This window comes from Pantoea vagans (assembly GCF_001506165.1).
Taxonomy (GTDB): Bacteria; Pseudomonadota; Gammaproteobacteria; order Enterobacterales; family Enterobacteriaceae; genus Pantoea; species Pantoea vagans_C.
Genome location: NZ_CP011427.1, coordinates 1,458,286 through 1,483,493, shown reverse-complemented (window position 1 = coordinate 1,483,493; position 25,208 = coordinate 1,458,286). Strand labels below are relative to the sequence as shown.

Below are 25,208 nucleotides of genomic sequence, written 5' to 3'. Positions count from 1 at the left end.
GCTGTTTTGCTTTGATTCACCGCCCCTGTCACCAAACTGTCACGCCCGCTCCCAATACTCCTTTTTATTTTTGGGGGCGTTAGATGTCACTCCTTTCCGTTATCTCCTTACCGCTGCGTTTACGTACACGATTCTCATGGCGGATGCCATTATGGCTCACCAGTTTGCGCAGCCAGTTCTTGCTGTTTATCGTGCTGTTCTGTCTGCTGCAATTTGCCGGTGTGCTGCTGCTGAGCAACCACGTCAACCAGACGCAAACCTCGCTGCAGCAAGCTAACCAACTTCGGGAAAGGCTGGCCCTGCTGGATAAAGCGCGCATTGAGCTGCTGACCGCCAGTGATAACAGCCATCGCGCAGGTATCTACCTGATGCAGGATCAGCAAAGTGGTTCGGTTGATAGTTGGAAAAGTCTTGCCGCCGCTTCCGATGACTCGTTGAAAAAAGCCCAGACACTGTTTGCTGCTTATCATGCCAAAGCTGACAGCCCGTTAGCGCAAGGTTTTGCCATGCTGGCGGAAGGTTTGCAGGAGCAGTTAAAAGGCTTGTCAGCCAACGATATTAACGCCTTCTTTATGGTGCCGATGCAGGCCTTTCAGCAGCAGTTTAACGATGCCTGGTTCAGCGAAATCGAACAGGCCAACCACCAGCTGAGCAGCGTTAACCAGAACACGCTGAGTACGCTGAAACAGAGCCGCAATATGTCGCTGATAGTCAGTGCCATTCTCATGGCGCTGTTAGTATTGGCCTCCAGCCTGTTGATGCGAGGTGTGCTGTTACCGTTGCGACGCGCGAATAAGCAGTTGGAACAGATCGCCACCGGCGATTTGGTGCCAGGCCATGATACGCCGCGCCGTCAGTCTTTGGAGACGCGTCAGCTGTTCCAGACAATTGAATCCATGCGCAGCGGTTTGCAACAGATCGTCAATGATATCAACACCGTTGCGGTCAGCGTTGCCGCCGGTGCTGAGGATATGCAGCAGCATAATGAACAGGTGATGCAGCAACATCAGGCGCAAAACGCCAGTTTCCATCATCTTTCCCAGCGTTTGCACCGTGTATCAGAAGAGGTGGAAATCGGCGCGCAGTTCTCACAACAGGCCACGCAGGAAGCCCAATCAGCAGACGCGTTGATGCGCAACTGCGCCACTGAAGTCGATAACATGGAGCTTAAGATGCAGCAAATTGTGACCGCATCGGGCAATATCGCCGGGATTGTCGGCATGCTGGATAGCCTGTCGATGCAGACGCGTTTGTTATCGCTAAATGCCGCCATTGAATCTGCGCATGCCGGCGCTTATGGTCGCAGCTTCTCGGTGGTCGCAAAAGAGATGGGCATGTTGTCACAGCAGAGCGGCGAATCGACGCGCCAGATTGATGGTTTAATTCAGCACACTCAGCAGCATGTAAATGATGGTTTTGACAAAGTGAAAGCGCTGGAAGTGTTGTTCGCGCAGATTAGTGCTGCGGTGTCGGGTGTGGTGACACAGCTGGATGAACTACAGCAAAACACCACGGCACAGAGCCACCGTGTGAGTAAGATTGCACATGAAGTGGTGGAGATGAGTAATCAGCTTCAGCAAAACGAAGCGTTGAACGCGCATCAGGTTCAGGCCGCAGCTCAACTCCGTGAACTCTCAGACCGCCTCGCCCAGCGCGCACAGCAATTCCGCGTTGATGCCGCGTGAACTGGTGAGATAAAAAAACCCGTCAATGACGGGTTTTATCGTTTATTTCTTCTTTTTGCCTTTCTTCAGCAGCGCACGCACCTGCTTCAGTTCAGACGCGGAAAGCTGTTCAGCTACCGCTTCTTCGGTATGCAGACTATCAACGGCCGGTTGCTCAACAGCATGTAAACTGGCCTGTAAGCGGTTAACGATCTCCTGACTCATGGAGATTTGGTTATCGGCGGCTAACTGTTTGATGTGCTCTTTCAGTGCCGGGTCAATTTTAATGGTTAAGTTAACGGTCTCGGTCATCTTCATACTCCCTTTTGATTTACAACAACGTAGCGGAAGAAGATGAAAGTTAACAGACTGTCATAAAAATTTAATATTAAGAGTGTATGAGGCTGAAATCCCTTAACACCGACTCATCAATGGTGGTCAGATTGCCCTGTAATTCCGCACAGAGTTTGCCCATATACTGCACGAGAAAATCGGCATTATGTTCCGCCAGCAGGCGCCCCGCTTCGGTTTGCATGGTTTCGGGCAGACGTAAAAGTTTTTTCTGGAAATGGTCCAGCGTCCATTTTACATCATCTAATTCACGCTCTTTGCCTAAGGGATCTTCGCTGTCAAACAGCGGTCGTCCCAGTGCCCCTGCCGTGTAGAAAACACGCGCAAGGCCGATAGCACCTAAAGACTCAAGGCGATCGGCATCCTGAACGATCTTTGCTTCCAGTGTTTGTGGCGTGATGCGCGCACTAAAGCTGTGCGCCTGGACCGCATGGGCAACACCGTCGTGCAGTTCCTGTGGGAAATCAGGGAAATCCTGCTGCAGAATGCGACGCGTCTCTTCCGCGGCATAGGTCGATGCCAAATGGCGCTCGGGATGGTTTTTGGGCAGGTTGACCACATCGTGGAAGTAGCAGGCGGTCAGCACCACCATGGGGTCGGCTGCGCTGTGTTGCATGATGCGGTTGGCGCTCATCCAAACACGACGCAGGTGCGCGATATCATGGGCTTTGTCGTCATGCAGCCAGTTTTGCTGCAGCCAGTTCTCGTAGCGTTGTTGCCAGCGGGTGAGTGACATCGTGCTTCTCCTTATTGCTGTTATAAAAGCACCGCTCAATCAGGGTGCTGCTCCTGGTAACATCATAGCGGTCTGGTCGTGACACTTTTTTTACATCCTTCCTGGATGTGCAAAGCGTAAAAAATGAGACTCCGATCTTGTTATAGCGCTGTTAATGCGCGTTTCCCAGCACAGATCACGTTTTAAGCATTTCCTTAGCGTCGTTTTAGTTAATCAACTCTGTTAAACATGAGTAATCTATTTTGACCATCAACAATTTTCACATTGCTGAGATATTCCAGTTAAACGTGCTGATTAACTCTGAGTAAAGGCGATAATCACCCACGACTAAATCCGAAAAGATTCCCATCGTGGCCGTTATAACGTACTGTATAAGGGATATTTCCCGCTCAGCATGGCCTGACGTGCTGCTATTAGCACGCATTTTGCTTATGAGCCATTTTTAAAACCGGAATATGCAGGAAAAGCCTGATACTAAGGCGACAAATTATTAAGCAAATCGATTCAAACCCATTATGCTGATTCTCACATCTGCGGATGCGGATGTTTCGTCGAAGTTCTCCGGGTTAGTGACACTACATGAGGTACGTAATGAAAGAACGGCCGATTCTTTTTTCCGAACAGCGGGTCCGCGCCCTGCTTGTTGGCCAGCAAACGCAAACCCGGCGCATCATGAAAACTCAGGCTTTTGGCCCGGGTCAGGATCATCACGAAGGCGTACATGCATTCGACGTCAGCGCTAACCATCTTCACGGCTATAAGCTGATGTCGATGTCGGATATCAGCTCTCACTGTCCGTATGGGCAGGTAGGCGATCGTTTGTGGGTGCGTGAAACGTGGCGCGGCCCGATCGTGCCAGAGGAGCAACTGCCAGAATACGAACGCGATCCCCTGCCCTTCCGCACACCTGCTTTTTGCCAGTATCGAGCGGACAGCAACGAACTCGGTCAGTTGGATGAAGATCTTCAGGACGCTGAACAGTTTGGTTGGCAGACCGCGATCCATATGCCACGCTGGGCCAGTCGAATTAGCCTGGCGATCACGTCTGTGCGTGCCGAGAAAATTCAGGACATCAGTGAAGATGACATCATGGCCGAGGGCGTGCAGACCGATACGCACTTCCTGAATAACTTCTTCACTATGAATATGAATGCGGAATCCCCCAAAGAGGCCTACCGCAAAGCGTGGCAAAAGCAGTACGGTGCCACCAGTTGGGAAGTGAACCCTTGGGTGTGGGTAATCGAATTCCAGCGTCTGGAGAAAGACTAATCACTTCATCATGACAAGGTCGCTGCATAGAGCGTAATGCTTGTCAGTTGAGCGCCTGACGGTCGCCATGAAGGGTGATCCTACAAGAATGAATGCGGTTTTTTGTAAGGTGCGCAATGGTGCGCACCTTTTTATTTTCTCCCGGCTTTGCCACGCCAATCACAGACAATTTCTGTAGCAACTGATTGAATATCCGGCTTTGATTCCGCGCTGGTAATTTTTGTCTTGCCGCGCCAGGATAAACCTTTCCGCCCTGCAGAGTGAGTCGCGCGATGTTTAAATGGCCATGGAATGCGCAGGTTGATGCAACAGTGACGGCGCTACCTTGGCAGCAGGCGCTGGCGCAGCCTATTTTCTCTTTGCTGACCGCAGCAGAACAATCCACTCTCACTGCGCTGGCGCAGCGCTTCCTGCAACAGAAGAAAATCTCCCTGCTGCAGGGTCTACAACTCAATGAACTGCAACTGGCACGCCTGGCGTTGCTGTTTTGCTTGCCAGTGTTGAAGCTCGGGCTTGAATGGCTCGATGGCTTTCACGAAATCCTCATCTATCCCGAGCCTTTCAACGTCAACGATCACTGGGAAGATGACAGTGGACTGGTGCACCATGCTGCTGCTGTACATGCCGGTCAGAGCTGGACACAAGGCCCTGTGGTGTTGAATGCGTTGGATATTCAAGACTCTTTCGACCTGTCAGGCTACAACCTGGTGATCCACGAAGTGGCACATAAGTTAGATGCGCGCGGTAGCGGCTACACCAGCGGTATCCCGGCCATTGCGTTGCGAGACGTCGCGCAATGGGAAAAGGATTTGCTCGCAGCAATGGAAGAGATTGAAGCGGAGGTGGAACTGGTAGGCGAGCAAGCGGCGACTATCGATCCCTACGCCGCCAGTGATGCTGCCGAATGCTTTGCCGTGCTGTCAGAGTACTTCTTTAGTGCACCCGATCTATTGGCACAACGATTCCCTGCCATGTATCAGCACTTACAGCAATTTTATCGTCAGGACCCGATAGCCCGTTTATCCGTGGAATCTGCTTAAATCGCGATCGCTTTGTACTTTTGCTAGCCAGTTGAATACAAATGTGTTTTTAGCTGTTGACACATAAAGGGGGGGCCATTAATATGCGCCTCGTTCACACGATTCCTCTGTAGTTCAGTCGGTAGAACGGCGGACTGTTAATCCGTATGTCACTGGTTCGAGTCCAGTCAGAGGAGCCATATTTAGAGAAGCCCGCTCAGGGAAACCTGAGCGGGCTTTTTGCTTTCCTTGAAAGGCGCTCACCAGCACCTCTCCCCCCTATTACACTTCCGTCCAGCCACGCAGCAGGTTGTGATACATATTCAGCAGCGACAGCAACTCTTCGCTATCACCGTGGCGTACTTTCAGGCTCTGGATATTACGATCCAGCTCAAACAGCATTGCGCGCTGTTTATCATCACGCACCATCGACTGAATCCACAAAAATGACGCCACACGAGCACCGCGAGTGACAGGCGTGACACAATGCAGGCTGCTGGAGGGATAGAGCACCAGATGGCCGGCGGGCAGCTTCACTTTGTGTTGGCCGTAGGTATCTTCAATCACCAACTCGCCGCCGTCATAGCTGTCCGGTTCGCTGAGAAACAGCGTGGCGGAAAGATCGGTACGCATCCAGCCCGCCGCGCCGTTATGACGTACCGCACCATCAACGTGAAAACCGTAGGTTTCCCCCTGCTCGTAACGGTTAAACAAGGGTGTCGAAATCGATCGCGGTAACGCGGCAGAAAAGAACAGCGGGTTGGTGTTCAGCGCCTGCATCACCGCCGCTTGCAGTTGATCGTAAAGCGGTGTGCGTGTGTCAATCTGCTGGTTATTTTTGACCGTCGCACCCTGACTACCGACCGTTGCACGTCCGTCAATCCACTCAGCCTGCTGTAACAGCTCACTGAATTTCGCCACCTCTTCCGGTGCCAGTACGGCGGGAATGTGATACATCATCGCGTTGTTCTCTCAAATAAAATGGGGCGCGCACGCCCCTCGTTAACACTCAGAAGTGGACGTTTGCCGTCAACAGGAATGTACGTGGTTCACCCGGATGATAGCGGTAGCCACTCTTGTTGATCGAAGCAACGTAGTTGGTATCGAAAATGTTGTACACGTTGAACTGCAGATCGAGGTTGTTATTCACCTTATATCCCAGCTTGGCATCTGCTACCCAGTAGCCTTCGGTATGATCAGGCGTGCCAACTGCGCCATCACTGCCACGACGCAAGCTGCCAACATAACGTGCACCTCCACCAACTGAAATCGCGTCAGTGGCTTGATACTGTGTCCACAAGGTGAACGCATGCTTAGGCGTGTAGGCAATCGAAGACGAACCGTCTTGCGCCACTGCTGCACCCTCCTTCACGGAGGCGTGCTGCATGGTGTAACCGGCAATCACTTCCCAGTCAGGCGTGATGTTACCCGTGGCTGATAACTCATAGCCCTCGACACGCTTTTTGCCGGTCTGTGAGTAGGTGCCATCATCGTTAGCATCCACTTCGTTTTCAATATCGGTGCGGAACAACGCTGCATTCAGCAGCAGGCGTTTATCCAGCACCTGCCATTTGGTGCCCACTTCACTTGACTTGGCTTTCTGTGGTTTGAAGTCGGTGCGGTTAGCACTGTTACCCGTGCCACCAGCCGCCAACGCAAAACTGCTGCCGCCTGGAGGCTGTTGCGAGATGGCATAGTTAACATACACATTGCCCTGCTCTGTCAGGCGATAGAGTGCACCGGCTTTCCAGTTCACCAGATTGCCAGACTTCGCGGTGTCCACCGTGGTCAAAGGTGTACCCGGTGCTGTACCCGCTGGGCAAGCCAACGCACCGCGTCCCGTACCACCGCAAGCCGTCGCACTGTCATACTCGGTGTGATAACTGTCGAGGCGGATGCCGCCGTTCAACTCAAAGCTTTTGGTAATGGCTAAGGTATCGAAGGCATAAATGCCGGTGGTGTCCGTCTGGCCGTTGGCATTTGCACCGTTACGATCCAGTCCACCCACCGAAATACTGCTGATAGGGTGATAGATATTCACCGCAGGCGCAGTGATCGCATTCACGCCGTAGTTGGTTTGATTTTCACGCGTGAACTCGACGCCTGCGCTGATATCGTGCCCCACCGAGCCGGTATAGAACTTCGAGGTGATATTGGTCTGGTTGGTGAGAATGCGGTTACTGACATCTTTCAGGTTCGCGTTACGCGTCCAGGTCCAGGTGCTGACATCGTTAGGGTTTGGCGTGGTAATGGTGCTGCCCATCACCGCAGTCAGCAGATACTCCTGCTTAACACGCGACCAGCGCGTCGTGTTGCGAATGGTGGTGCTGTCGTTGAGGTCATGTTCAAAGCGGATGGTGCCCGTATCGGTCGTCGACTTGTCGAAATCCGAATCGGTCCCGTAGTAGTTGCTGGTCGCTACTTTGCCAGAGTTGTTCAGTGCCGCCGTGGCTGCCGTTGGCGAAGAGTAACCCGGCAAACCAATCGTCGGGATGCCGCCATCTGGCGTATTGTTTTGATGCACATGCAGGTAGTTCAGATACAGACGCGTTGACGTATCCAGACCGAATGCCAGTGAAGGCGCTACGCCATAACGCTCGTTTTCCACGTTATCGCGTGCCGCATCGTGGGTTTTCTCTCCCATCAAATTAAGACGGAAAGCGCTGTTATCGTTAATTGCCTGATTGTAATCAAGCGTGCCACGACGCATCCACGCGCTGCCGACACTGACAGAGGCATCCAAGCCGGTATCCAGACGCGGCTGTTTGCTGATCATGTTGATCGAGCCGGATGGCGCACTGCGACCGTAATCGGTGCCGGATGGTCCTTTGATCACTTCAACCTGCTGCGTGTTAAAGGTGTCACGCGTCACGCTGCCAATATCACGGATACCGTCAACATAGATGCTGTTCGAGGTATCCATACCGCGCATATAGACGGCATCCCCCGTTGATGAGCTGCCGTTTTCACCGGCATAAAACGCCCCCACGCCTGGCACGTTTTTTAGCGCATCGGTCAGATTATTCACGCCTTGATCTTTAATCACCTGATCGCTGATCACCGTCATGGTACGGGTGGTGTCTACCAGCGGGCGGCTAAATTTAGGGTCAGCAGAGGCGTTCGGCGCATACAGCGACGGAGTCTGCGCGTTCACCACTAACGTATCGTCAGTTTTTTTAGTTGAGGTGTCAGCAGCCAGGCTGGCAGCAGGAGAAATACCAATACAGAGACCCGTGAACAAGGTCAGCGAATTGAAACTGCCAAACGGCAGAGTGCGATTTTTATCCATTTTAAAAGGGAAGATTTCTTATCGTTATTGACGCGCTTATCACATCCCATCAAGGCTAAAAGGCCGTTTTGGCATGCAACACCTAAATGATAACGCCAATGGTTATCATTTAGGTTTCTATCTTTACACGCAATGTGAGGATTTGGAATACATTTCTTTACATTAAGATTACAGAATCAATACAGTTGAATGAGACGGCGGGGTGAGACGAAATTTTTTCAACAAGAGGGAAAATGCGGACAGAAAAAACCCGCTGGACATGGCAGCGGGTTTTTTATTGGGCAGTGCAGAGTTCATTCCAGTAGCTGTAGCGCATCACCTGAAGGAAGCGTTCATCTTTCATAGTAGCGATACACCGACGGATGGAATTCAATGCCATACAATTGGCTGACTGGGATCAGCAAATCAATATGATTGCTGAGGTCGAACTCGCGTTCTTCGTGCGGCTGAACATCAGCGTTAATTAAGCGGTTGAACCACTGCGACAGGATGGTTTTCATCGTCAGGCTCTCCAGTAATGGTTGACGCTGACAGTAAAGCGCAGAGCGCGTGATAACCAAAACGATTAGATATGCGATGGAATCCCAGTTAATGCATATTGTGATGGCCGCACTCTGCAGCGGCCATCACACGCCTATCCCCTGCTCTTTGCCAGCATTCGATGATAGTTATTGAGCCATTTTCCGCTGGTCAAGCGCAGCCAGAAGAACACGCCACGTACAGTCCAGTCGAGGAACATACCGAGCCATACGCCCACCACACCCATGCCAAACATGATACCCAGCACATACCCCGCAACCACACGTGCGCCCCACATGCTAAACATCGACACATACATGGTATAACGCGCATCGCGTGCGCCTTTCAGCCCAGCAGGCAACACCCACGAGGCAGTCCAGATAGGCATAAAGGCGGCGTTCAGCCAGATGAGGTGTTTCGTTACCTCGATCACTTCAGGATCGCGCGTATAGAACTTCGCCAGCGTGCCCGCCAAAGGCACCGTGATTAAGGCCAGCGTGCACAAGCCAATCATTGCCAGCCAGAACACGTGTTTGATTTGTCTTTCTGCCTGCATCACCTGGTTTTTGCCCAGGCGCTTGCCGGTAATAATGGTGGATGCCGAACCGAGGGCATTCCCGGGCAAATTGATTAACGTGGCGATGGAGAAGGCAATAAAGTTACCGGCAATTTCGTTGGTGCCCATACCCGCAACAAAAATCTGCGTCAGCAATTTACCGCCGTTAAACAGCACAGACTCAATACTGGCGGGTACACCGATCCCCAACACTTCCATCAGGATGTTACGATCCCAGCGACGAAAATAGCTGGCGATGCTGATTCTGAGCGCAGGCGTGATACCGCGATACAGCACATAAATGGCCGCAGCCGCACCGATATAGCGGGAGATAGTCAGCCCAAGCCCGGCCCCGACAAACCCCATGCCTTCCCACCCCATGGCACCGTAAATCAGCACACTACTGATCACGATGTTAAGGATATTCATGCCGCCATTGATAAGCATTGGAATTTTGGTGTTTCCTGCACCGCGCAATGAGCCACTGCCAATCAACGCAATCGCTGCTGCGGGATAGCTCCACGCCGAGGTTTGCAGATAGCTAAGCGCAAGCTCTTTCACCTTGGGTTCAGCGCTGCCGGCTATGCCATCAATGATTAAATGCCCCCAGAACTCAATCACGATCACCAGCACAAAGGCCAGCACCGTCATTAATCCCAGCGACTGGCGCGTCGCCGCACGGGCGCGTTTGCCGTTGCGTTTGGCAAGGCTGAAGGCCACCACCACCGTGGTACCCAGATCAATCGCCGCAAAGAAAGAGATAATCACCATATTGAAGCTGTCAGCCAGGCCAACGCCCGCCATCGCTTCCTTGCCCAGCCAACTCACCAGGAAAGTACTCAGGACGCCCATCAGCATCACGCACAGGTTTTCAATAAAGATGGGCACGGCCAATGGGGTGATTTCACGCCACAACAGCGTGCGATAAGAGCGACGTTTGGGATACCACGCCGTATTTCTGACCGCACGCATCACTGCTACGCCAGGATTTTGCAAGGGAGTACCAAATCACTTTGGAGAAGAAGAAGAGTAATAATGATGATAGGCCACTGAGAAATATGCAAAGTGTTTCCCGTCACCATTTAATCATTATTACAAACTTTTTGTCGCCACCACCGCAGGATCCGCTGCACCACCGAGATAGGCGCTACGCACCTCATCGTTATTTAGGAGTTCTTCCCCACTGCCGCTCAATTTAATTTCTCCGTTGACCATGACATAGCCACGGTCAGCTAGTTGCAGCGCATGACGAGCATTCTGCTCCACCAGAAATAACGTCATGCCTTGCTGAGTCAATTCGCGCAGGATGTTGAAGATCTGCTTCACCACGATCGGTGCCAGGCCCAGGCTAGGTTCATCCAGTAACAATAGCTTCGGGCGACTCATCAATGCCCGCGCAATTGCCAGCATCTGTTGCTCACCGCCAGAGAGCGTCATTGCGCGCTGCTTGCGCCGTTCCAGCAAGCGTGGGAACAGTTGATACATTCGCTCCTTGTCCTCTTTGACGTGGCGTTCACCCACGGCGATAGTGCCCATCAGCAAATTCTCTTCCACCGTCATGTCTGGGAAGATGCGCCGCCCTTCTGGTGCCTGGGCAATACCACTGGCCGCGATAAAATGGGTGCTACGATGGCTAATCGATTCTCCGCGCAAGCGAATCTCACCGCTGGCAATGCGCGGTTGACCAAATATCGACATCAGCAGCGTCGATTTGCCTGCACCGTTCGCGCCAATCAAGGCGACGGTTTCGCCCTGGTTCACGGTCAATGACACCTGCTTGAGGGCCTGCACGGGGCCGTAAAACACATCCACCTGTTCAAAACTCAGCATCGGCTCAGCCATGCTCGCTCTCCTCATCGGCACCGAGATAAGCCGCAATCACTTTGGGATCGTGGCGGATTTGCTGCGGTGTGCCCTGCGCAATCACATCGCCATGATCCAACACCACAATGTGATCGGAAATACGCATCACCATCGGCATATCATGTTCAATCAACATCACGCTAATACGGTGGTCGGCACGCAGGCGATGCAGGATTTGACTCAGTGCATCGGTCTCAACCGGGTTCAGCCCTGCTGCGGGTTCATCCAGGCAGATCAATTCGGGACGCGTGCACATGGCGCGTGCAATCTCTAATCGCCGCTGTTGGCCATAAGAGAGCGTCCCCGCCAGCCGATTCGCACTGGAGACTAAATCGACGTTTTCCAGCCAGTAAAAGGCGCGATCCAGTGCCCGGTTTTCCGCTTCCCGGTAACCACGCGTATTCAGTACCCCCGCTAAAAGCTGTCGGTTAACCTGCATGTGCTGGGCCACCAGCAGGTTCTCGACCACTGACATTTCACGGAACAGACGGATGTTTTGAAAGGTGCGCGCCAGCCCAGCGCGATTGACCAAGTGGGCTCCGCCGAACATTTTGTACCAGACTCGCGATCCCAGACGTGCAGGATTGAGCCAATCCTGTGGGTGGATTTTCTGCCCCAGCACCTGAATCACGTCAGTGCTGCGCTGGTTAGCATTGAGCATAATGCGCCCGCCCGTGGCGCGATAAAATCCTGTCAGGCAATTGAACACCGTGGTTTTACCGGCACCATTGGGGCCAATCAGCGAGGTGACTGAACCGCGTGCCACAGACAGGCTGACATCATTAAGCGCTTTAATGCCGCCGAAGCGCATCATCAGGTTATCCACTTGCAGAATGGCATCACTCATGGCGCACTCCTTTTCTCAGCGGTACGCCAACACGGGCGGTACGCACCAGGCCGCGCGGGCGCCAAATCATCATCAATACCATCAGCATGCCAAACAGCAGGACGCGATATTCTGCAAAACTGCGCAACAGTTCTGGCGCCACAGTCAGCACAAAAGCCGCGAGCACCACGCCCAGCGTCGAACCCATTCCTCCCAGTACCACAATCGCCAAAATCAGTGCAGACTCGAAAAAGGTGAATGACGTTGGATTAACAAATCCCTGATAGCTGGCAAAGAATACCCCGGCAATACCCGCGGTGGATGCGCCCAACATAAATGCCGAAAGCTTTACCAGCACATGGTTCAGCCCCATCGCACGGCAGGCAATTTCATCTTCACGCAGCGCCTCCCATGCGCGACCAATCGGCATGCGCGTCAGGCGATGCTTGATAAACAGTACCAGGAGCACCACCAGCACCAGCACCACGTAAATGAAGATAAACTTCATATTGGGGTTGTAATCAAGGTGGAAAAATTCGTGATAAGGCACCCCACCGTCCCGCGCACGTCGGGCAAACTCAAGGCCAAAAAAGGTCGGTGAAGGGACCGATACGCCGTTGGGTCCGCCGGTAAACGACAGCCAGTTGGTCAGCACCAGACGGATAATTTCACCGAAACCCAACGTCACGATGGCCAGATAATCACCGTGCATGCGCAGCACCGGAAAGCCCAGCAGTGCACCGGCAAAAGCGGCCAGCAACGCGGCAATCGGCAACATACTCCAGAACCCTAAGCCGAGGTATTCGTAGCCCAATGCCAGACCGTAGGCACCAATGGCGTAAAAGGCCACATAGCCCAAATCAAGCAGCCCGGCGAGACCCACCACAATGTTTAATCCAAGACCGAGCAGAACATAAATCAGCCCGAGAATAGCCACCGTTAACAGATATTTTGTTGAGAGAAAGGGAAACGCCAGCGCGCCCACCAGCAGCAGTGGTAATACCCAGCGCAGCCGCGAACGATAGCCCGGTTCCCGGACGTAAACACCGTCGTCATTGCCTTCAAACTTACGCTTAAAGCGCTGGCCAAAGGGCGTATGCAGAATCAGGCTGATGACTAAGCGCCCCACCATTACCAGCGCCACCAGCAGTGCAACACGTTGAGGCGACAGTTTGAAGCTGTAGCCATCCAGCACCACCCCAACAATCGGACCAAACACCACCAGCGCGATCACGCCAGCCAGCAGTGTATCGAGCAGTGCTTCGCGCACGCCCGTACTTTGCGTCATTGCATTCATCGCGGCATCCTCACACTTTTGCAACCAGCGGACGTCCCAGCAGCCCCTGCGGACGGAAGATCAGAATCACCACCAGCAGAGCAAAGGAGAACACATCTTTATAATCAGAGTTCACCAGCCCCGCGAACTGCGCTTCCGCAACGCCCAGCAGTAATCCGCCCAACATGGCGCCCGGCAAAGAACCAATGCCGCCTAACACCGCAGCCGTGAAGGCTTTGATGCCGATAATAAACCCGGCATAAAAATCAAAGGTGCCGTAGTTCATGGTCACCAGCACACCCGCCAACCCGGCCATCGCCGCGCCAATCACAAACACCAGCGAAATGACACGATCGGTATTGATACCCAGAATCGAGGCCATGCGCCGGTCCTGCTGCACCGCACGACAGATGCGTCCCAGTTTGGTGTATTGAATAATCCAGGTCAGTAATGCCATGCCGCAGAAGGCGGCGATAAGGATGAACACTTTGGTCCAGGTGATCTGCACAATACCGCCATCAATCTCCATGCGCAGTACGCCTGTCAGTAATGTCGGAATCCCTTGTTGGTTTGGCCCCTGGCTCAACTGAACATAGTTTTGCAGGATCAGTGACATGCCAATCGCTGAAATCAGGGGCGCAAGACGCGTGGAGTTACGCAGAGGTCGATAGGCAATACGCTCTATCGCCCAGCCGTAGGCGGCAGTGACAATAATGGTAAAAATCAACGTGCCGAAGATCAGCAGTGGAAAGGAGTGAATGCCAAAGTAGCTCAGTAATGCCAGGCCTATCGCACACAGGTAGGCGGAGATCATGTACACCTCGCCATGCGCGAAGTTGATCATGCCGATAATGCCGTAAACCATGGTGTAGCCAATAGCGATCAACCCATATACCGCGCCCAACGTCAGGCCGTTGATCATCTGCTGTATGAAGAAAGCGTCCATATATCTCTCGCACGTAAAAGGAACGCAGATTTCGCGTCCAATCGCGAAAAGCCCCGCCAGGCGGGGCCGCGTGTCATATTACAGCTGGTGATATTTGCCTTTGTCATCCCACTGATAAACAACATAATCCGAGACTTTAAGGTCGCCCTTACCGTCCCAGGCCTTTTTGCCCATCACGGTATCGACACTATTGGCTTTCAACCAATCACTGGCTTTGGCGTTATCTTTACCGGCAGCTTTGTAGGCCGCAGCAATCGCCTGAACTGACGCATAAGCGTAGAGGGTGTAGCCTTCCGGTTCGAAACCGCTGGCACGGAATTTCTCAATCACCGCTTTGCCATCAGGAATGGTGCGTGGGTCATTACCAAAGGTCATATACACGCCTTTGGTATATTGCGGGCCACCAGCTGCCGTCACCATCTCTTCAGTCACGATACAGTCACCGGAGAAGAAGGCGGCGTTGACGCCCTGCTCACGCATTTGACGCACTAACGGACCCGCTTCCGGGTGGCATCCACCGAAATAGACCACATCAGGTTTAACCGCACCGATTTTCGTTACTAATGCGTTGAAATCTTTTTCACCGCGAGACAGCCCTTCATACATCACCTCTTTCACGCCGCGTTTCTCTAACGCCGCTTTAGTGGCATCGGCAAGGCCTTGACCGTAAGTATCTTTGTCGTGGATTACCGCCACTTTTTTCGCTTTTAACTTGTCGATGATGTAATCGGCGGCGATTGCCCCTTGCTGATCGTCACGACCACACATGCGGAACATGGTTTTCATGCCGCGCTCGGTGATTTGCGGGTTAGTGGATCCGGGTGTAATCGCCAGCACACCCGCTTCGTCATACACTTCCGAGGCGGGCATGGTGGAGGACGAACAGAAATGACCGACCACTGCCATCACTTTGTCCTGATCAACGAGTCGGTTGGCTACCGACACCGCCTGCTTGGGTTCACAGGCATCATCCCCCTGCACCAACACAATTTTTTCGCCGTTAATACCGCCTGCGGCATTAATATCGTCGGCTGCCTGACTTGCACCTTTCCAGTACTGCGCCCCGTAGGTCGCATTGGGGCCGGAGAACGGGCCCGCTACACCAATCTTGATATCCGCTTGCGCGTAAAATGCTACGCTCAGGCAACCTGCAAGTACCACCTTCACTGGGTGTTTCATGAATTTCAAAGACATGCTTTCAATCCTCAACGGGTCAGGAACGGAGCCATACCACGGCCTGGGAGAAATCAATTTCTGAAACTTTTGCAGCACTTTCAGTGGTCATCAGGACCACGGTTAAGGAATAAGCAAGAAACTCGCCAAAGAAGACGGTCGGTGGCAGTTTTTGCAGTGGCATCGCGCCAGGGTAGAAGCGGCGCGAGGTGACATCCCTGCTAATCATAAACATAGCCACAGTTACGCCGCGCACCAGCACCGTGATGGTGCAGAATGCGGTCGATCACAGATTCTTCATCGTGCTGCTGTGTTTATCCGCTATGCTCTGGTCAAATCGGTCCATGTTTCCCTGAAGGAGAGCCTATGAATACACAACGGAACGGATTGAGTAGCCAGCAGGCACTGGATGAGCTGGAACGCCTGTATGAGAGCGCTGTAGAGGCACTGCGCAACGCGATTCGTGATTTCACCGCCCAGGGTACGCTGCCGGATGAAGCCGAGCGTCAAAATGGTCTGTTTGTTTATCCCGAATTGCGCATCACCTGGCAGGGGGAAGGCCCACAGCAGAATCGTACGCGCGCCTGGGGCCGTTTTACCCATACCGGCAGTTACAGCACCACTATCACCCGCCCTGCACTGTTACGCCATTATTTGAGCGAGCAGTTACAGATGCTGGAAAAAGAGTACGATGTGCTAATTGAGGTGGGCCCATCGCAACAGGAAATCCCTTATCCCTACGTGATTGATGGCCTCACGCTGGACCGCTCAATGAGCGCCAGCATCGCGCGACATTTCCCCACCACTGAACTGTCACAAATCGGCGATGAAACCGCGGATGGTCTGTTCCATGCCAATGCTATCTTCCCGCTTTCACACTTTGATGCGCTGCGCACCGATTTCTCCCTCGCGCGTCTGCGTCATTACACCGGTACAGCGGTAGAACATTTCCAGCCGTTTGTGCTGTTTACCAACTACACCCGCTATGTCGATGAGTTCGTGCGTTGGGCCATCGAACAGGTTCAGGATCCCAATACGCCTTATGACAGTCTGGCGTGCGCCGGGGATGTGGTCATCACCGCCGACACCAAAGACCCTACCGCCATGATGTCCGACCTGGCGTGGAAGAAGCACCAGATGCCTGCCTGGCATCTGACCTCACCCAACCGCCGCGGCATCACGCTGGTAAATATCGGGGTGGGACCGTCCAACGCTAAAACTATTTGCGATCACCTCGCCGTGATCCGTCCGCACGCCTGGTTGATGATTGGTCACTGTGGCGGGCTACGTGAAAGCCAGACCATTGGTGACTACGTGCTGGCGCACGCTTATCTGCGTGACGATCACGTGTTAGATAGCGTACTGCCGCCGGACATTCCGATCCCAAGCATTGCTGAAGTACAGCGAGCTTTGTATGACGCCACGAAAGCAGTCAGCGGTATGCCGGGGGGAGAGGTCAAACAGCGTCTGCGTACCGGAACCGTTGTCACAACTGATGACCGTAACTGGGAGTTGCGTTATTCCGCTTCTGCGCTGCGCTTTAACCTGAGCCGCGCCGTGGCGGTAGACATGGAGAGCGCGACAATTGCCGCACAGGGCTATCGCTTCCGTGTGCCTTACGGTACTTTGCTGTGCGTTTCGGATAAGCCACTGCACGGCGAAATTAAACTGCCGGGACAGGCAAATCGTTTCTACGAAGGGGCAATTTCAGAGCATCTGCAAATCGGTATTTGCGCGGTTGAGCTGCTGCGTGCTGAGGGCGATAAGCTGCATTCCAGGAAGTTGCGCACCTTTAATGAGCCGCCGTTCAGGTAAATATGTACATTCCGGCCTGCTAGCAGGTCGGAATGACTTTCCGGTTCAACACTCATATTTCCATCACAGCCGTTTTCACAAACCATGCCACAACAGCCAGGATGGCCGGGATCATAATCGACCACGTTAAACGGTCATTCAGCTTTTCAAATTTGGCTTCTAGCCTTTCAAATTTGCGATCTATGCGTCTATCCAACTGGCCCATCTCGCCCATGAGTTCATTACGCATTTGCCCCTGCTCGGTTCTCAAACATTCAATGTCTGATTTCGTCGCAAAATGCTCGGATCGTGCCGTGAGCAGAGCAACATCAAACTGGATTTTTTGCGTGTTTTTTTCCAGATGTTCAACCCGTTTCGTTAACGTTTCCATGGGATGTTCTCCTTGATTGTGCATACCCAAAAGAAGCGGAGGAGATAAACGAGGCATGTTGTTAATGGGGTTATCCATCACCAAATCCTTTACTGTATTCGTTCAATCTTCCCACTATCACCTTAGTGAAACAGATTCGAACTGATTAAACATTCCACGAACCCGCCATTGGGATAAAAAAGTCAGGCAGTGAATGACGACGCGAGAAGTTAAACCAGGTCGACACATCCGTGAAGCGTGCATCAATGAGGATTGCGAGACATCGCACAGGAATTAACTACGGAGATGTAACAGATGACACGGAAGCCCGAGCGGGCTTCCGTAAACCAGAACTTAAGCGCTCAGCCAGCCCAGTTTGATCACGAACAGAATGGAGAGAATCACTAACGCGGCGTTGAGTTCTTTAGTACGACCACTCAGCAACTTCACCACGGTCCAGGTAATGAAACCGAAGGCGATGCCGTTAGCAATCGAGTAGGTCAGCGGCATGGTCAATGCCGTTACCGTCACTGGTGCAGCCGTGGTGATGTCTTTCCAGTCAATTTCAGCCAACCCGGAAGCCATCAGTACTGCCACGAACAGCAGAGCAGGTGCGGTGGCGTAAACCGGAACGCTACCCGCCAATGGCGAGAAGAACAGGCTCAGCAGGAACAGCACCGCGACCACGATGGCGGTCAAACCGGTACGTCCGCCGGCACTGACACCCGCCGCAGATTCGACGTAGCTGGTGGTGGTTGAGGTACCCAGCAGAGAACCAAACAAGGCAGCCGCACTATCCGCAATCAGTGCACGGCCCATTTTTGGCACGTTGCCCTGCTCATCAGCCAGGCCTGCACGCTTGGTCACACCCAACAGCGTACCGGTGTTATCAAACACATCAACGAACAGGAAGGCGAAGATGACACTTACCAGGCCCACGTTGAAGGCACCGGAGATATCCAGTTGCATAAAGGTCGGCGCAATCGAAGGCGGTGCAGAGAACACCCCACCAAATGGCGTCAGGCCAATCCCCATGGAGATAAAGGTCACCACCAGGATACCGATCAACACCGCACCGGTAACGCGACGTGCTTCCAGCGCTACAATAATAAAGAAGCCTAACAGCGCCAGCAGTGGACCCGGTTTCGTCAGATCGCCCAGACCCACTAAGGTGGCTGGGTTATCCACCACGATGCCCGCACCTTCCAGCGCAATCAGTGCCAGGAACAGACCAATACCGGCGGCAATGCCGGCACGCAGCGGTAAAGGAATACTGGCAATAATCCACTCACGAATTTTGAAAATCGACAGAGCAAAGAAAATCACCGCTGAGAGGAACACCGCACCCAGTGCAATCTGCCAGGTGTAACCCATATGCAGCACCACGGTGTAGGTGAAGAAGGCGTTAAGCCCCATGCCGGGTGCCAGAGCGATCGGATAGTTAGCGATCAAACCCATCAACACGCAGCCAATTGCCGCTGCCAGACAGGTCGCCACAAACACCGCACCTTTATCCATCCCGGTTGCACCGAGGATGCTCGGGTTAACAAACAGGATGTAGGCCATTGCCAGGAAGGTGGTGATACCGGCAATAATTTCCGTACGCACGGTGGTGTTGTGCGCTTTTAATTTGAAGAGTTTTTCTAACATCATCATCTCTCATGAGCGGAGACGGCACGGATGCACGTTCTCTCTTGCCAATGTGGTTAAGCTAGTGATTTTTTTTTTGATGAAAGCGATTTAAGCCGGACGTAAGGCAAGAACGCCTTCCGCTTTCCCCTGTCCATATAGCAATTGCTATGCCATCACTGTACGCAATCGTTTACGTCCGCGAATGTATTTACGGTTAAGATAATTCTGAACCAGAACGAGGCGCGATTATGGTGCATTGCACTATCGCTGCGCAATCGTTTTCCCCAATGGTCATGGTCACGGCAAAAAATATTGCGGCAACGCACGCTTTCACACTCTGCCTGGCGATGGCGCTCACGTTTCTGCAGCCTGAATCGGCAGCCTAAAAACATCGGGTTACACTGCTTTTTAACCCTTCCGCAACAAAGAGACAGCGCAATGAAGCCCGCGATTTTGGTCGTTGATGATGATCGTGCCGTGTGTGAATTGCTGCACGATGTATTAAGTGAACACGTGTTTACCGTCTACAGCTGCCACCAGGGCAAAGATGCGCTGGCGCTGGTCAGCCTGCATCCTGAAATCTCTCTGGTGATGCTGGATATGATGCTACCCGATACCAACGGCCTGCTGGTGCTGCAACAGATGCAGAGACAGCGGCCAGACCTGCTGGTCATCATGTTGACCGGTATGGGTTCTGAAGCGGATATGGTGGTAGGCCTGGAAATGGGAGCCGATGATTATATCGCCAAACCCTTTAACCCACGAGTGGTGGTGGCACGCGCCAGAGCCGCGTTACGCCGCTGCGGCCGTCTGGCTCAACCTGAGACGCATTATGACGAGGGGTGGCAATTCAATGGCTGGCGCCTGGATGATGCCCGTTGCCAGTTGTTTAATCCGCAACGGGAGAATGTGCCGCTAACCCAAGGGGAATATACCTTGCTGCGTGCTTTGGTGAGCCATGCCCGCAAAGTGTTAACCCGCGATCAACTGCTGGAACTGACCCATAGCGAAAGCCTGGAAGTCTTCGATCGCACCATTGACGTGCTGATTATGCGGTTGAGACGAAAAATCGAAACCAATCCACACCAGCCCAGCCTGATACGCACCATCCGCGGTTTGGGTTACGTTTTTTCTGCGGATGTGATGCGCCCCGCTTCTGCATCACGTGAAACACAAATAGCCTGATCCATCCAGCGCTGCATCTCGGCCAATGGCCGCGTGCCGTCCAGCGCATTCGCTGCATGCAGATTAAAACAGGCACAGGTGTGTGCCAGCTTCAGCGTGTCTATCATCGTCCAGTTCTCGTGACTGGCATAAAGCACACCCGCACAAAAGGCATCGCCCGCGCCTACGCTACCGACAATCTCCTCAGGTGTCAGGCACCAGGCAGGCTGCCAGATCCCCTCTTCTGTACCTTCTTGCCCCCACGCCCCCTCTGGCGCATGGATCACCACCCGCTGACGCACCCCTTGTGCAATGAGCCATGCTGCCGCTTGCGCAAAAGCTTCTGGCGCCGACAGCCCCTGTTCGCTGCGTAACGTGATGCCCGTCAACGCTTGCGCCTCTAGCTCATTTATCACCAGATAATCCAGCCAGCGCAGCGCAGGGACAACCAAAGGACGATATTCTCCCGCTCGTGAAACCAAATCCAGCGAGGTGAGATAACCGCGCTGCTGCATCTGTGCCAGCAACCGTGCACTGCGAGTAGCGTATTCATCGTCAGGTTGATCCAGACTATCCAGCAACAGCAGATAACCCAGATGGAAAATACGATGCGTTGTCGCGACATCAGCAAAATGCAACAGATCCAGCTGTGCATTGGCGCCACGCGCATGGAAGAAGGTGCGCTGCCCGTCTGGCGTGGTCATTACCTGAGTCATGGCGGTGGTGACACTGCAGGTGCGCTGGACAAAACGGCGATCTATTTGATGGTCGTCCAACAACTGCACAATGTAATCGCCGTCGTTGTCCTCACCAACCATCCCCACCCCCGCCAGCGGCACATTCACCTGCATGCGCGCCAGCGTGAACAGCACATTGAGCGCGGCCCCACCGCTGCATTTCTCGCTGTGGGTAATCTCCGCCAGCCAGCCCTGCTCCGGCCAGTGAGTAATACGCTGCACATGGTCTACCAGCATGCTGCCTGCGCCCAAAATGCCCTTGCGTTGCGCCATCTCAGGCCCTCCCGGCACTGCCAAATACCTGCATTTGCTGCGCCACCACGTTGGCGATGTCGTGCTCAACTGCCATCAGTAGTTCGGCGAAAGAATCGTATCGCGCATCACGCTGACTAATCTGTTTTTCAATCGCCCCTAACGCCGCCTGAGACATACCGGTGTAAAAATTGATTTTGTGAATTCCAAGGCTAATGGCATGGCGGAAATCCGCATCACTGATCCCTGAACCGCCATGCAGCACCAACGGAATCCTGGCTGCCGCACGGATTGCCGCAAGCCGTTCGAAATCGAGCTTGGGTTCACCTTTGTATTTCCCATGCGCGTTGCCGATGGCCACCGCCAGACAGTCAATGCCGGTTGATTCAACAAACTCTGCCGCGCGCGCAGGGTCGGTAAATTTGTTGCTGTCAGCTTCGCCAAACAGTGCTCCCCCCTCGTCGCCGCCCACAGCCCCCAGCTCCGCCTCCACGGACACGCCAAGGGCATGACACATTTTCACCACTTCGCGTGTCTGACGCACATTCTCGTCGTAACTGAGAGTTGAACCATCGAACATCACCGAGGTAAAGCCGAGGCGGATCGCCTGCATCACCGCTTCAAAATGCAAACCATGATCAAGGTTGAGCACCACCGGAATATCGTGCAGCGCTGCTTCAGTGCGAATGGCCGCGATAAGATGTTCGAGGCTGACATATTTAAAGTGCACCTCGGCAATGTTGATAATGAATGGTGAACGTTGTTGCTCTGCTGCCTGAAACAGGGCGCGCAAGAAGTGGGTATCCAGCACATTAAATGCGCCCAATGCGTATTGATGCTGCTGCGCGTGGGCAAGGCCCTGCGCCAGTGAAATCAGTGCCATGGTGCGCTCCTTTATGCCAGCCAGCGGTGATATTCGTTGCAGAGCAGCCAGCGCGGTTCTTCATCCTCATCAATCGGATTGAAGCGCGCTAACGGCGTGAGAAACACGTTGTCATGTTCGTCGTCGTTGGGCATCGACACTTCGCCAACCAGCACATCGCCATAGCCCTCTTCTCCCCAAAAGCTGTGCCAGATGCCAGGCATCAGGGTGACACTTTCACCAGGCGATAAGCGCAGTTGCGACCCCGCGGCATGCGTTTGGCGGATGCCATCCAGCGTCACGTTTACCGGCGTGTCACCAAGCTGTGTGCCCTCACGGTTATGCAGTGTGACAATCAAATTGCCGCCACCACGATTAATAATGTCTTCCATTTTTTGCGGGTGGTAATGCATGGGCGTGACCTGCCCTTCGCGGACATGCATGATTTTTTCCGCATAGGGTTTACCCCACGGCTGCCCACCGCGTGAGCCATTGCGCAAGGTAAACAGGGTCAGGCCCGTCTGGCTGAAATCATCTGCCCCGAAACTGGTGACGTCCCAGCCGAGGTGCAGCGCCAGCAACTCTTGCGCGCGGCTTTGCTCCAGTGCACGCCACTGGCTGAGGCCATAATCAGCCCAGGGCGGCAGGTGAACATCCTGACGCATGAAGAATTCGCGGGTCAGTTGAAGAATGGCGTTAACTTCTGATCGCTGCATGGGTCCCTCTCCACAGGTAGGGGCGAGACGTGGCCCGCCCATCCAGTACAGATCGCGGTGAACCGGTTATTTCACCGTCCAGCCTTTGTAGCTGCCAACGGTATTACGATCGATCATGGTGACCGGGATCAGCACCGGCTTGTCCGGTGCCGGTTTGCCTTGCAGAATGTCGTAACCAATCTCCACCGCTTTCGCCGCCATCACCTGTGGGTCTTGCGCCGGTGTCGCCACAAACAACGAACCTTTGCGTTTCAGGGCTTCTTCACCATCTGGCGATCCATCAACGCCAACAATAAAGAACTCACTACGCTGCGCCTGTTTCGCAGCCAGGTCGGCACCGATCGCCGTCGGGTCATTAATCGCAAACACCGCATCGATTTTCGGATTAGCAGAAAGCAAACCGGTCATCACTTCCAATCCACCATCGCGACTGCCTTTGGCGTTCTGGTTGTAGGAGAGCAGTTTGATATCCGGATGGGTTTTCAGCTCGGTCATACAGCCTTCGACACGGTTTTGCACAGCCGATACCGGTGGCCCGTTGATGATCACCACATTGCCTTTATTTTTCAGGCGATCGGAGATGTATTTACACGCCATAGCACCTGCCTGGGTGTTATCGGAGGTAATGGTGGCGTTGGCACCATCAGCGGCCACGTCCACCGCCACCACCACAATACCGGCGTCACGAGCACGTTTAACGGCAGGGGCGATGCCTTTTGAATCGGCGGCGTTGAGGATGATCATGTCCACTTTAGCCGCGATGAAGTTATCAATCTGCGCCACCTGCTGACCAAGATCGTAGCCGCTCGACACTAACGTCACGTTGACCTTGTCGCCTGCCAGCTCACGCGCTTTCAGCTCCGCACCCTTGGTGATTTGCACGAAGAACGGGTTGGCAAGATCACCCACGGTCACACCAATGGATTTCAACTCTTTGGCCTGCACCAGTGGCGCACTCAACAGCGTCGCCGCCAGCAGTCCGGTAATAATCGGATTAAAACGCATAGTCGATGTTCTCCTGCTTTTATGATTATGTTGGCGATCGGTCAGAACGCCGTGATGTGACAACCTGTTTCATAAGCTCAAACCCAGGGCGTTATTGTCGCAGCCAGTTTGTCGACGGCCAGCGCACAGCAACCGGAGCGTACTGAAGTACGTGAGGATTGCGCGCACTGCCCGGTGGCAAAATGGCAAGTAAAATAGCCCGTTAATTCAAATGATGGCGTGTGCGGTATTTATCGATGAGTACCGCGATAATGATCACCGCGCCTTTAATCACTAACTGCCAGAAATACGACACGCCCATCAACGTCATGCCGTTATTCAGCGTGGCGATAATTAGCGCACCAATCAGCGTGCCGGTGATGGTGCCGATGCCGCCGACAAAGCTGGTGCCGCCCAAAATGACCGCCGCGATGGCATCCAGCTCATAGCCCATACCGAGGTTGCCGTTGGCACTGTAAAGGCGCGAGGCGCTCATCAAGCCCCCCAACCCTGACAACATGCCGCTCATCGCATAGACAAACACCAGCACCAGACTTACTTTGATCCCGGTAAGACGCGCCGCCTGTACGTTGCCCCCCACCGCATAAATGTGCACCCCCAGCGTAGTGCGGCGCAAAATGAACCAGCACAGTGCAATCACCGCGAAGGCGATGATGATAAGCCAGGGAATCGAGCCGAGATACCCATTGCCTATCCACTCAAAATTGATGTCGGAGTTAATCACCGTGGTGCCATTTGCCAGCAGATAGGCTGCACCACGCAGTGCGGTGTAAGTGCCCAACGTGACGATGAAAGGCGGTAATCCCGCCCACGCCACCAGGATGCCGTTGAACAATCCCATGATCAGACCGGCACCGAGCGCCGCTGGAATAGTCAGACCGGCAAAGGCGGGATCCAGCGACACCACCATCGCCACGACCGCCGTGGTGCCCAACATCGACCCCACTGAAAGATCGATACCACCCGTCAGAATCACAAAGGTCATTCCCGCCGCCAGCACGATGTTGATCGAGGCCTGCCGGGTAATGTTCAGCAAGTTTGCTTCGGTAAAGAAGTTTGGCGTGACGAAGCCAAACACCGCCACGATGATGATTAGAATGGGAAGAATGCCTACCGTTTGCAGCAGATCGCTCATTAATGCCCGTTTGAGCGTTGGGCTTTTGGCACGTGCGGTTTCACTGGTCATCTC

The 25,208-nt window shown here is 53.6% G+C and carries 24 protein-coding genes and 1 tRNA gene; 6 read left to right on the top strand and 19 right to left on the bottom strand.

Features of this window, described 5'->3' with window-relative positions; all coding sequences use genetic code 11:
- Positions 1 to 83: 83 nt before the first annotated feature.
- Positions 84 to 1,685 (top strand): methyl-accepting chemotaxis protein, encoded by a 1,602-nt coding sequence (locus LK04_RS06830; RefSeq protein WP_039336834.1) that lies wholly within the window; start codon positions 84 to 86, stop codon positions 1,683 to 1,685.
- 42 nt (positions 1,686 to 1,727) lie between these two features.
- On the opposite strand, the gene LK04_RS06825 is transcribed toward LK04_RS06830, so the two are convergent.
- Positions 1,728 to 1,976, bottom strand: coding sequence for a hypothetical protein (locus tag LK04_RS06825; RefSeq protein WP_039336835.1), 249 nt, complete (start codon positions 1,974 to 1,976; stop codon positions 1,728 to 1,730).
- A gap of 76 nt (positions 1,977 to 2,052) precedes the next feature.
- Positions 2,053 to 2,751, bottom strand: coding sequence for a phosphohydrolase (locus LK04_RS06820; protein ID WP_039336837.1), 699 nt, complete (start codon positions 2,749 to 2,751; stop codon positions 2,053 to 2,055).
- Between the two features lie 591 nt (positions 2,752 to 3,342).
- On the opposite strand from LK04_RS06820, the gene LK04_RS06815 reads away from it, so the two are divergent.
- The 3 genes from LK04_RS06815 to LK04_RS06805 all read left to right on the top strand — a co-directional run bounded on the left by LK04_RS06815 (position 3,343) and on the right by LK04_RS06805 (position 5,239).
- Entirely contained in the window at positions 3,343 to 4,020 is a 678-nt protein-coding gene (locus LK04_RS06815) for a hypothetical protein (protein ID WP_039336839.1), read from the top strand.
- Between the two features lie 272 nt (positions 4,021 to 4,292).
- Entirely contained in the window at positions 4,293 to 5,060 is a 768-nt protein-coding gene (gene mtfA, locus LK04_RS06810; protein ID WP_039336841.1) for a DgsA anti-repressor MtfA, read from the top strand.
- Positions 5,061 to 5,163: 103 nt separating this feature from the next.
- Positions 5,164 to 5,239 (top strand) — tRNA-Asn (locus LK04_RS06805).
- Between the two features lie 82 nt (positions 5,240 to 5,321).
- On the opposite strand, the gene ybiX is transcribed toward LK04_RS06805, so the two are convergent.
- The 10 genes from ybiX to LK04_RS06760 all read right to left on the bottom strand — a co-directional run bounded on the left by ybiX (position 5,322) and on the right by LK04_RS06760 (position 15,728).
- Entirely contained in the window at positions 5,322 to 5,999 is a 678-nt protein-coding gene (ybiX, locus tag LK04_RS06800; RefSeq protein WP_039336843.1) for a PKHD-type hydroxylase YbiX, read from the bottom strand.
- A 49-nt stretch (positions 6,000 to 6,048) separates the two neighbouring features.
- Positions 6,049 to 8,328, bottom strand: coding sequence for a catecholate siderophore receptor Fiu (locus LK04_RS06795; RefSeq protein WP_039336845.1), 2,280 nt, complete (start codon positions 8,326 to 8,328; stop codon positions 6,049 to 6,051).
- Positions 8,329 to 8,660: 332 nt separating this feature from the next.
- Entirely contained in the window at positions 8,661 to 8,828 is a 168-nt protein-coding gene (locus LK04_RS20735; protein WP_197063380.1) for a hypothetical protein, read from the bottom strand.
- 134 nt (positions 8,829 to 8,962) lie between these two features.
- The gene (locus LK04_RS06790) at positions 8,963 to 10,375 is read right to left on the bottom strand and encodes an EmmdR/YeeO family multidrug/toxin efflux MATE transporter (RefSeq protein ID WP_039336847.1); all 1,413 of its coding nucleotides are present in this window, start codon (positions 10,373 to 10,375) and stop codon (positions 8,963 to 8,965) included.
- 120 nt (positions 10,376 to 10,495) lie between these two features.
- Positions 10,496 to 11,245, bottom strand: a complete 750-nt coding sequence (locus LK04_RS06785) for an ABC transporter ATP-binding protein (RefSeq protein WP_039336849.1) — start codon at positions 11,243 to 11,245, stop codon at positions 10,496 to 10,498.
- Complete coding sequence (locus LK04_RS06780) at positions 11,238 to 12,113, bottom strand: ABC transporter ATP-binding protein (RefSeq protein ID WP_039336850.1); 876 nt, start codon at positions 12,111 to 12,113, stop codon at positions 11,238 to 11,240. The genes LK04_RS06785 and LK04_RS06780 overlap by 8 nt, the downstream gene beginning before the upstream one ends.
- Positions 12,106 to 13,389 (bottom strand): high-affinity branched-chain amino acid ABC transporter permease LivM, encoded by a 1,284-nt coding sequence (livM, locus tag LK04_RS06775; RefSeq protein WP_039336851.1) that lies wholly within the window; start codon positions 13,387 to 13,389, stop codon positions 12,106 to 12,108. Before livM ends, LK04_RS06780 begins: the two co-directional genes overlap by 8 nt.
- Before the next feature lie 10 nt (positions 13,390 to 13,399).
- Complete coding sequence (locus LK04_RS06770; protein ID WP_039336852.1) at positions 13,400 to 14,314, bottom strand: ABC transporter permease subunit; 915 nt, start codon at positions 14,312 to 14,314, stop codon at positions 13,400 to 13,402.
- Positions 14,315 to 14,392: 78 nt separating this feature from the next.
- Positions 14,393 to 15,508 carry a branched-chain amino acid ABC transporter substrate-binding protein gene (locus LK04_RS06765; RefSeq protein ID WP_039336853.1) on the bottom strand — a complete coding sequence of 372 codons (1,116 nt, stop codon included), beginning with the start codon at positions 15,506 to 15,508 and terminating at the stop codon, positions 14,393 to 14,395.
- 19 nt (positions 15,509 to 15,527) lie between these two features.
- Positions 15,528 to 15,728 carry a hypothetical protein gene (locus LK04_RS06760; protein WP_156138106.1) on the bottom strand — a complete coding sequence of 67 codons (201 nt, stop codon included), beginning with the start codon at positions 15,726 to 15,728 and terminating at the stop codon, positions 15,528 to 15,530.
- A gap of 125 nt (positions 15,729 to 15,853) precedes the next feature.
- On the opposite strand from LK04_RS06760, the gene LK04_RS06755 reads away from it, so the two are divergent.
- Positions 15,854 to 17,302, top strand: a complete 1,449-nt coding sequence (locus LK04_RS06755; protein WP_059109781.1) for an AMP nucleosidase — start codon at positions 15,854 to 15,856, stop codon at positions 17,300 to 17,302.
- Between the two features lie 52 nt (positions 17,303 to 17,354).
- On the opposite strand, the gene LK04_RS06750 is transcribed toward LK04_RS06755, so the two are convergent.
- Positions 17,355 to 17,750, bottom strand: coding sequence for a hypothetical protein (locus tag LK04_RS06750; RefSeq protein WP_039332132.1), 396 nt, complete (start codon positions 17,748 to 17,750; stop codon positions 17,355 to 17,357).
- A 255-nt stretch (positions 17,751 to 18,005) separates the two neighbouring features.
- Positions 18,006 to 19,304, bottom strand: a complete 1,299-nt coding sequence (locus LK04_RS06745) for an NCS2 family permease (protein WP_231568864.1) — start codon at positions 19,302 to 19,304, stop codon at positions 18,006 to 18,008.
- 417 nt (positions 19,305 to 19,721) lie between these two features.
- Between LK04_RS06745 and LK04_RS06740 the strand changes: the two genes are divergently transcribed.
- Positions 19,722 to 20,468 carry a response regulator gene (locus tag LK04_RS06740; protein ID WP_039332134.1) on the top strand — a complete coding sequence of 249 codons (747 nt, stop codon included), beginning with the start codon at positions 19,722 to 19,724 and terminating at the stop codon, positions 20,466 to 20,468.
- On the opposite strand, the gene LK04_RS06735 is transcribed toward LK04_RS06740, so the two are convergent.
- From LK04_RS06735 to LK04_RS06715, 5 genes are all read right to left on the bottom strand, one after another.
- On the bottom strand, positions 20,405 to 21,457 hold the full coding sequence (locus LK04_RS06735) for a carbohydrate kinase family protein (RefSeq protein WP_039332136.1): 1,053 nt from the start codon (positions 21,455 to 21,457) through the stop codon (positions 20,405 to 20,407). The two genes, LK04_RS06740 and LK04_RS06735, sit on opposite strands and share 64 nt — an antisense overlap.
- A gap of 1 nt (position 21,458) precedes the next feature.
- Positions 21,459 to 22,319: a ketose 1,6-bisphosphate aldolase gene (locus LK04_RS06730; protein WP_039332139.1), complete on the bottom strand. Its 861-nt coding sequence runs from the start codon at positions 22,317 to 22,319 to the stop codon at positions 21,459 to 21,461.
- Positions 22,320 to 22,330: 11 nt separating this feature from the next.
- Positions 22,331 to 23,014: a D-lyxose/D-mannose family sugar isomerase gene (locus LK04_RS06725; protein ID WP_039332141.1), complete on the bottom strand. Its 684-nt coding sequence runs from the start codon at positions 23,012 to 23,014 to the stop codon at positions 22,331 to 22,333.
- 66 nt (positions 23,015 to 23,080) lie between these two features.
- Entirely contained in the window at positions 23,081 to 24,019 is a 939-nt protein-coding gene (locus LK04_RS06720) for an ABC transporter substrate-binding protein (RefSeq protein WP_039332143.1), read from the bottom strand.
- A 202-nt stretch (positions 24,020 to 24,221) separates the two neighbouring features.
- The gene (locus LK04_RS06715) at positions 24,222 to 25,205 is read right to left on the bottom strand and encodes an ABC transporter permease subunit (RefSeq protein ID WP_039332145.1); all 984 of its coding nucleotides are present in this window, start codon (positions 25,203 to 25,205) and stop codon (positions 24,222 to 24,224) included.
- Positions 25,206 to 25,208: the final 3 nt, after the last annotated feature.

Bases quoted from the DNA above. Each gene is read 5' to 3' on its own strand.
- LK04_RS20735 (WP_197063380.1), bottom strand. From the start codon at position 8,828: ATGAAAACCATCCTGTCGCAGTGGTTCAACCGCTTAATTAACGCTGAT.
- LK04_RS06765 (WP_039336853.1), bottom strand. From the start codon at position 15,508: ATGTCTTTGAAATTCATGAAACACCCAGTGAAGGTGGTACTTGCAGGT.
- livM (WP_039336851.1), bottom strand. From the start codon at position 13,389: ATGAATGCAATGACGCAAAGTACGGGCGTGCGCGAAGCACTGCTCGAT.
- LK04_RS06825 (WP_039336835.1), bottom strand. From the start codon at position 1,976: ATGACCGAGACCGTTAACTTAACCATTAAAATTGACCCGGCACTGAAA.
- LK04_RS06770 (WP_039336852.1), bottom strand. From the start codon at position 14,314: ATGGACGCTTTCTTCATACAGCAGATGATCAACGGCCTGACGTTGGGC.
- LK04_RS06730 (WP_039332139.1), bottom strand. From the start codon at position 22,319: ATGGCACTGATTTCACTGGCGCAGGGCCTTGCCCACGCGCAGCAGCAT.
- LK04_RS06740 (WP_039332134.1), top strand. From the start codon at position 19,722: ATGAAGCCCGCGATTTTGGTCGTTGATGATGATCGTGCCGTGTGTGAA.
- LK04_RS06830 (WP_039336834.1), top strand. From the start codon at position 84: ATGTCACTCCTTTCCGTTATCTCCTTACCGCTGCGTTTACGTACACGA.
- ybiX (WP_039336843.1), bottom strand. From the start codon at position 5,999: ATGATGTATCACATTCCCGCCGTACTGGCACCGGAAGAGGTGGCGAAA.
- LK04_RS06795 (WP_039336845.1), bottom strand. From the start codon at position 8,328: ATGGATAAAAATCGCACTCTGCCGTTTGGCAGTTTCAATTCGCTGACC.
- mtfA (WP_039336841.1), top strand. From the start codon at position 4,293: ATGTTTAAATGGCCATGGAATGCGCAGGTTGATGCAACAGTGACGGCG.
- LK04_RS06815 (WP_039336839.1), top strand. From the start codon at position 3,343: ATGAAAGAACGGCCGATTCTTTTTTCCGAACAGCGGGTCCGCGCCCTG.
- LK04_RS06725 (WP_039332141.1), bottom strand. From the start codon at position 23,014: ATGCAGCGATCAGAAGTTAACGCCATTCTTCAACTGACCCGCGAATTC.
- LK04_RS06715 (WP_039332145.1), bottom strand. From the start codon at position 25,205: ATGACCAGTGAAACCGCACGTGCCAAAAGCCCAACGCTCAAACGGGCA.
- LK04_RS06720 (WP_039332143.1), bottom strand. From the start codon at position 24,019: ATGCGTTTTAATCCGATTATTACCGGACTGCTGGCGGCGACGCTGTTG.
- LK04_RS06780 (WP_039336850.1), bottom strand. From the start codon at position 12,113: ATGAGTGATGCCATTCTGCAAGTGGATAACCTGATGATGCGCTTCGGC.
- LK04_RS06745 (WP_231568864.1), bottom strand. From the start codon at position 19,304: ATGATGTTAGAAAAACTCTTCAAATTAAAAGCGCACAACACCACCGTG.
- LK04_RS06755 (WP_059109781.1), top strand. From the start codon at position 15,854: ATGAATACACAACGGAACGGATTGAGTAGCCAGCAGGCACTGGATGAG.
- LK04_RS06820 (WP_039336837.1), bottom strand. From the start codon at position 2,751: ATGTCACTCACCCGCTGGCAACAACGCTACGAGAACTGGCTGCAGCAA.
- LK04_RS06790 (WP_039336847.1), bottom strand. From the start codon at position 10,375: ATGCGTGCGGTCAGAAATACGGCGTGGTATCCCAAACGTCGCTCTTAT.
- LK04_RS06750 (WP_039332132.1), bottom strand. From the start codon at position 17,750: ATGGATAACCCCATTAACAACATGCCTCGTTTATCTCCTCCGCTTCTT.
- LK04_RS06735 (WP_039332136.1), bottom strand. From the start codon at position 21,457: ATGGCGCAACGCAAGGGCATTTTGGGCGCAGGCAGCATGCTGGTAGAC.
- LK04_RS06785 (WP_039336849.1), bottom strand. From the start codon at position 11,245: ATGGCTGAGCCGATGCTGAGTTTTGAACAGGTGGATGTGTTTTACGGC.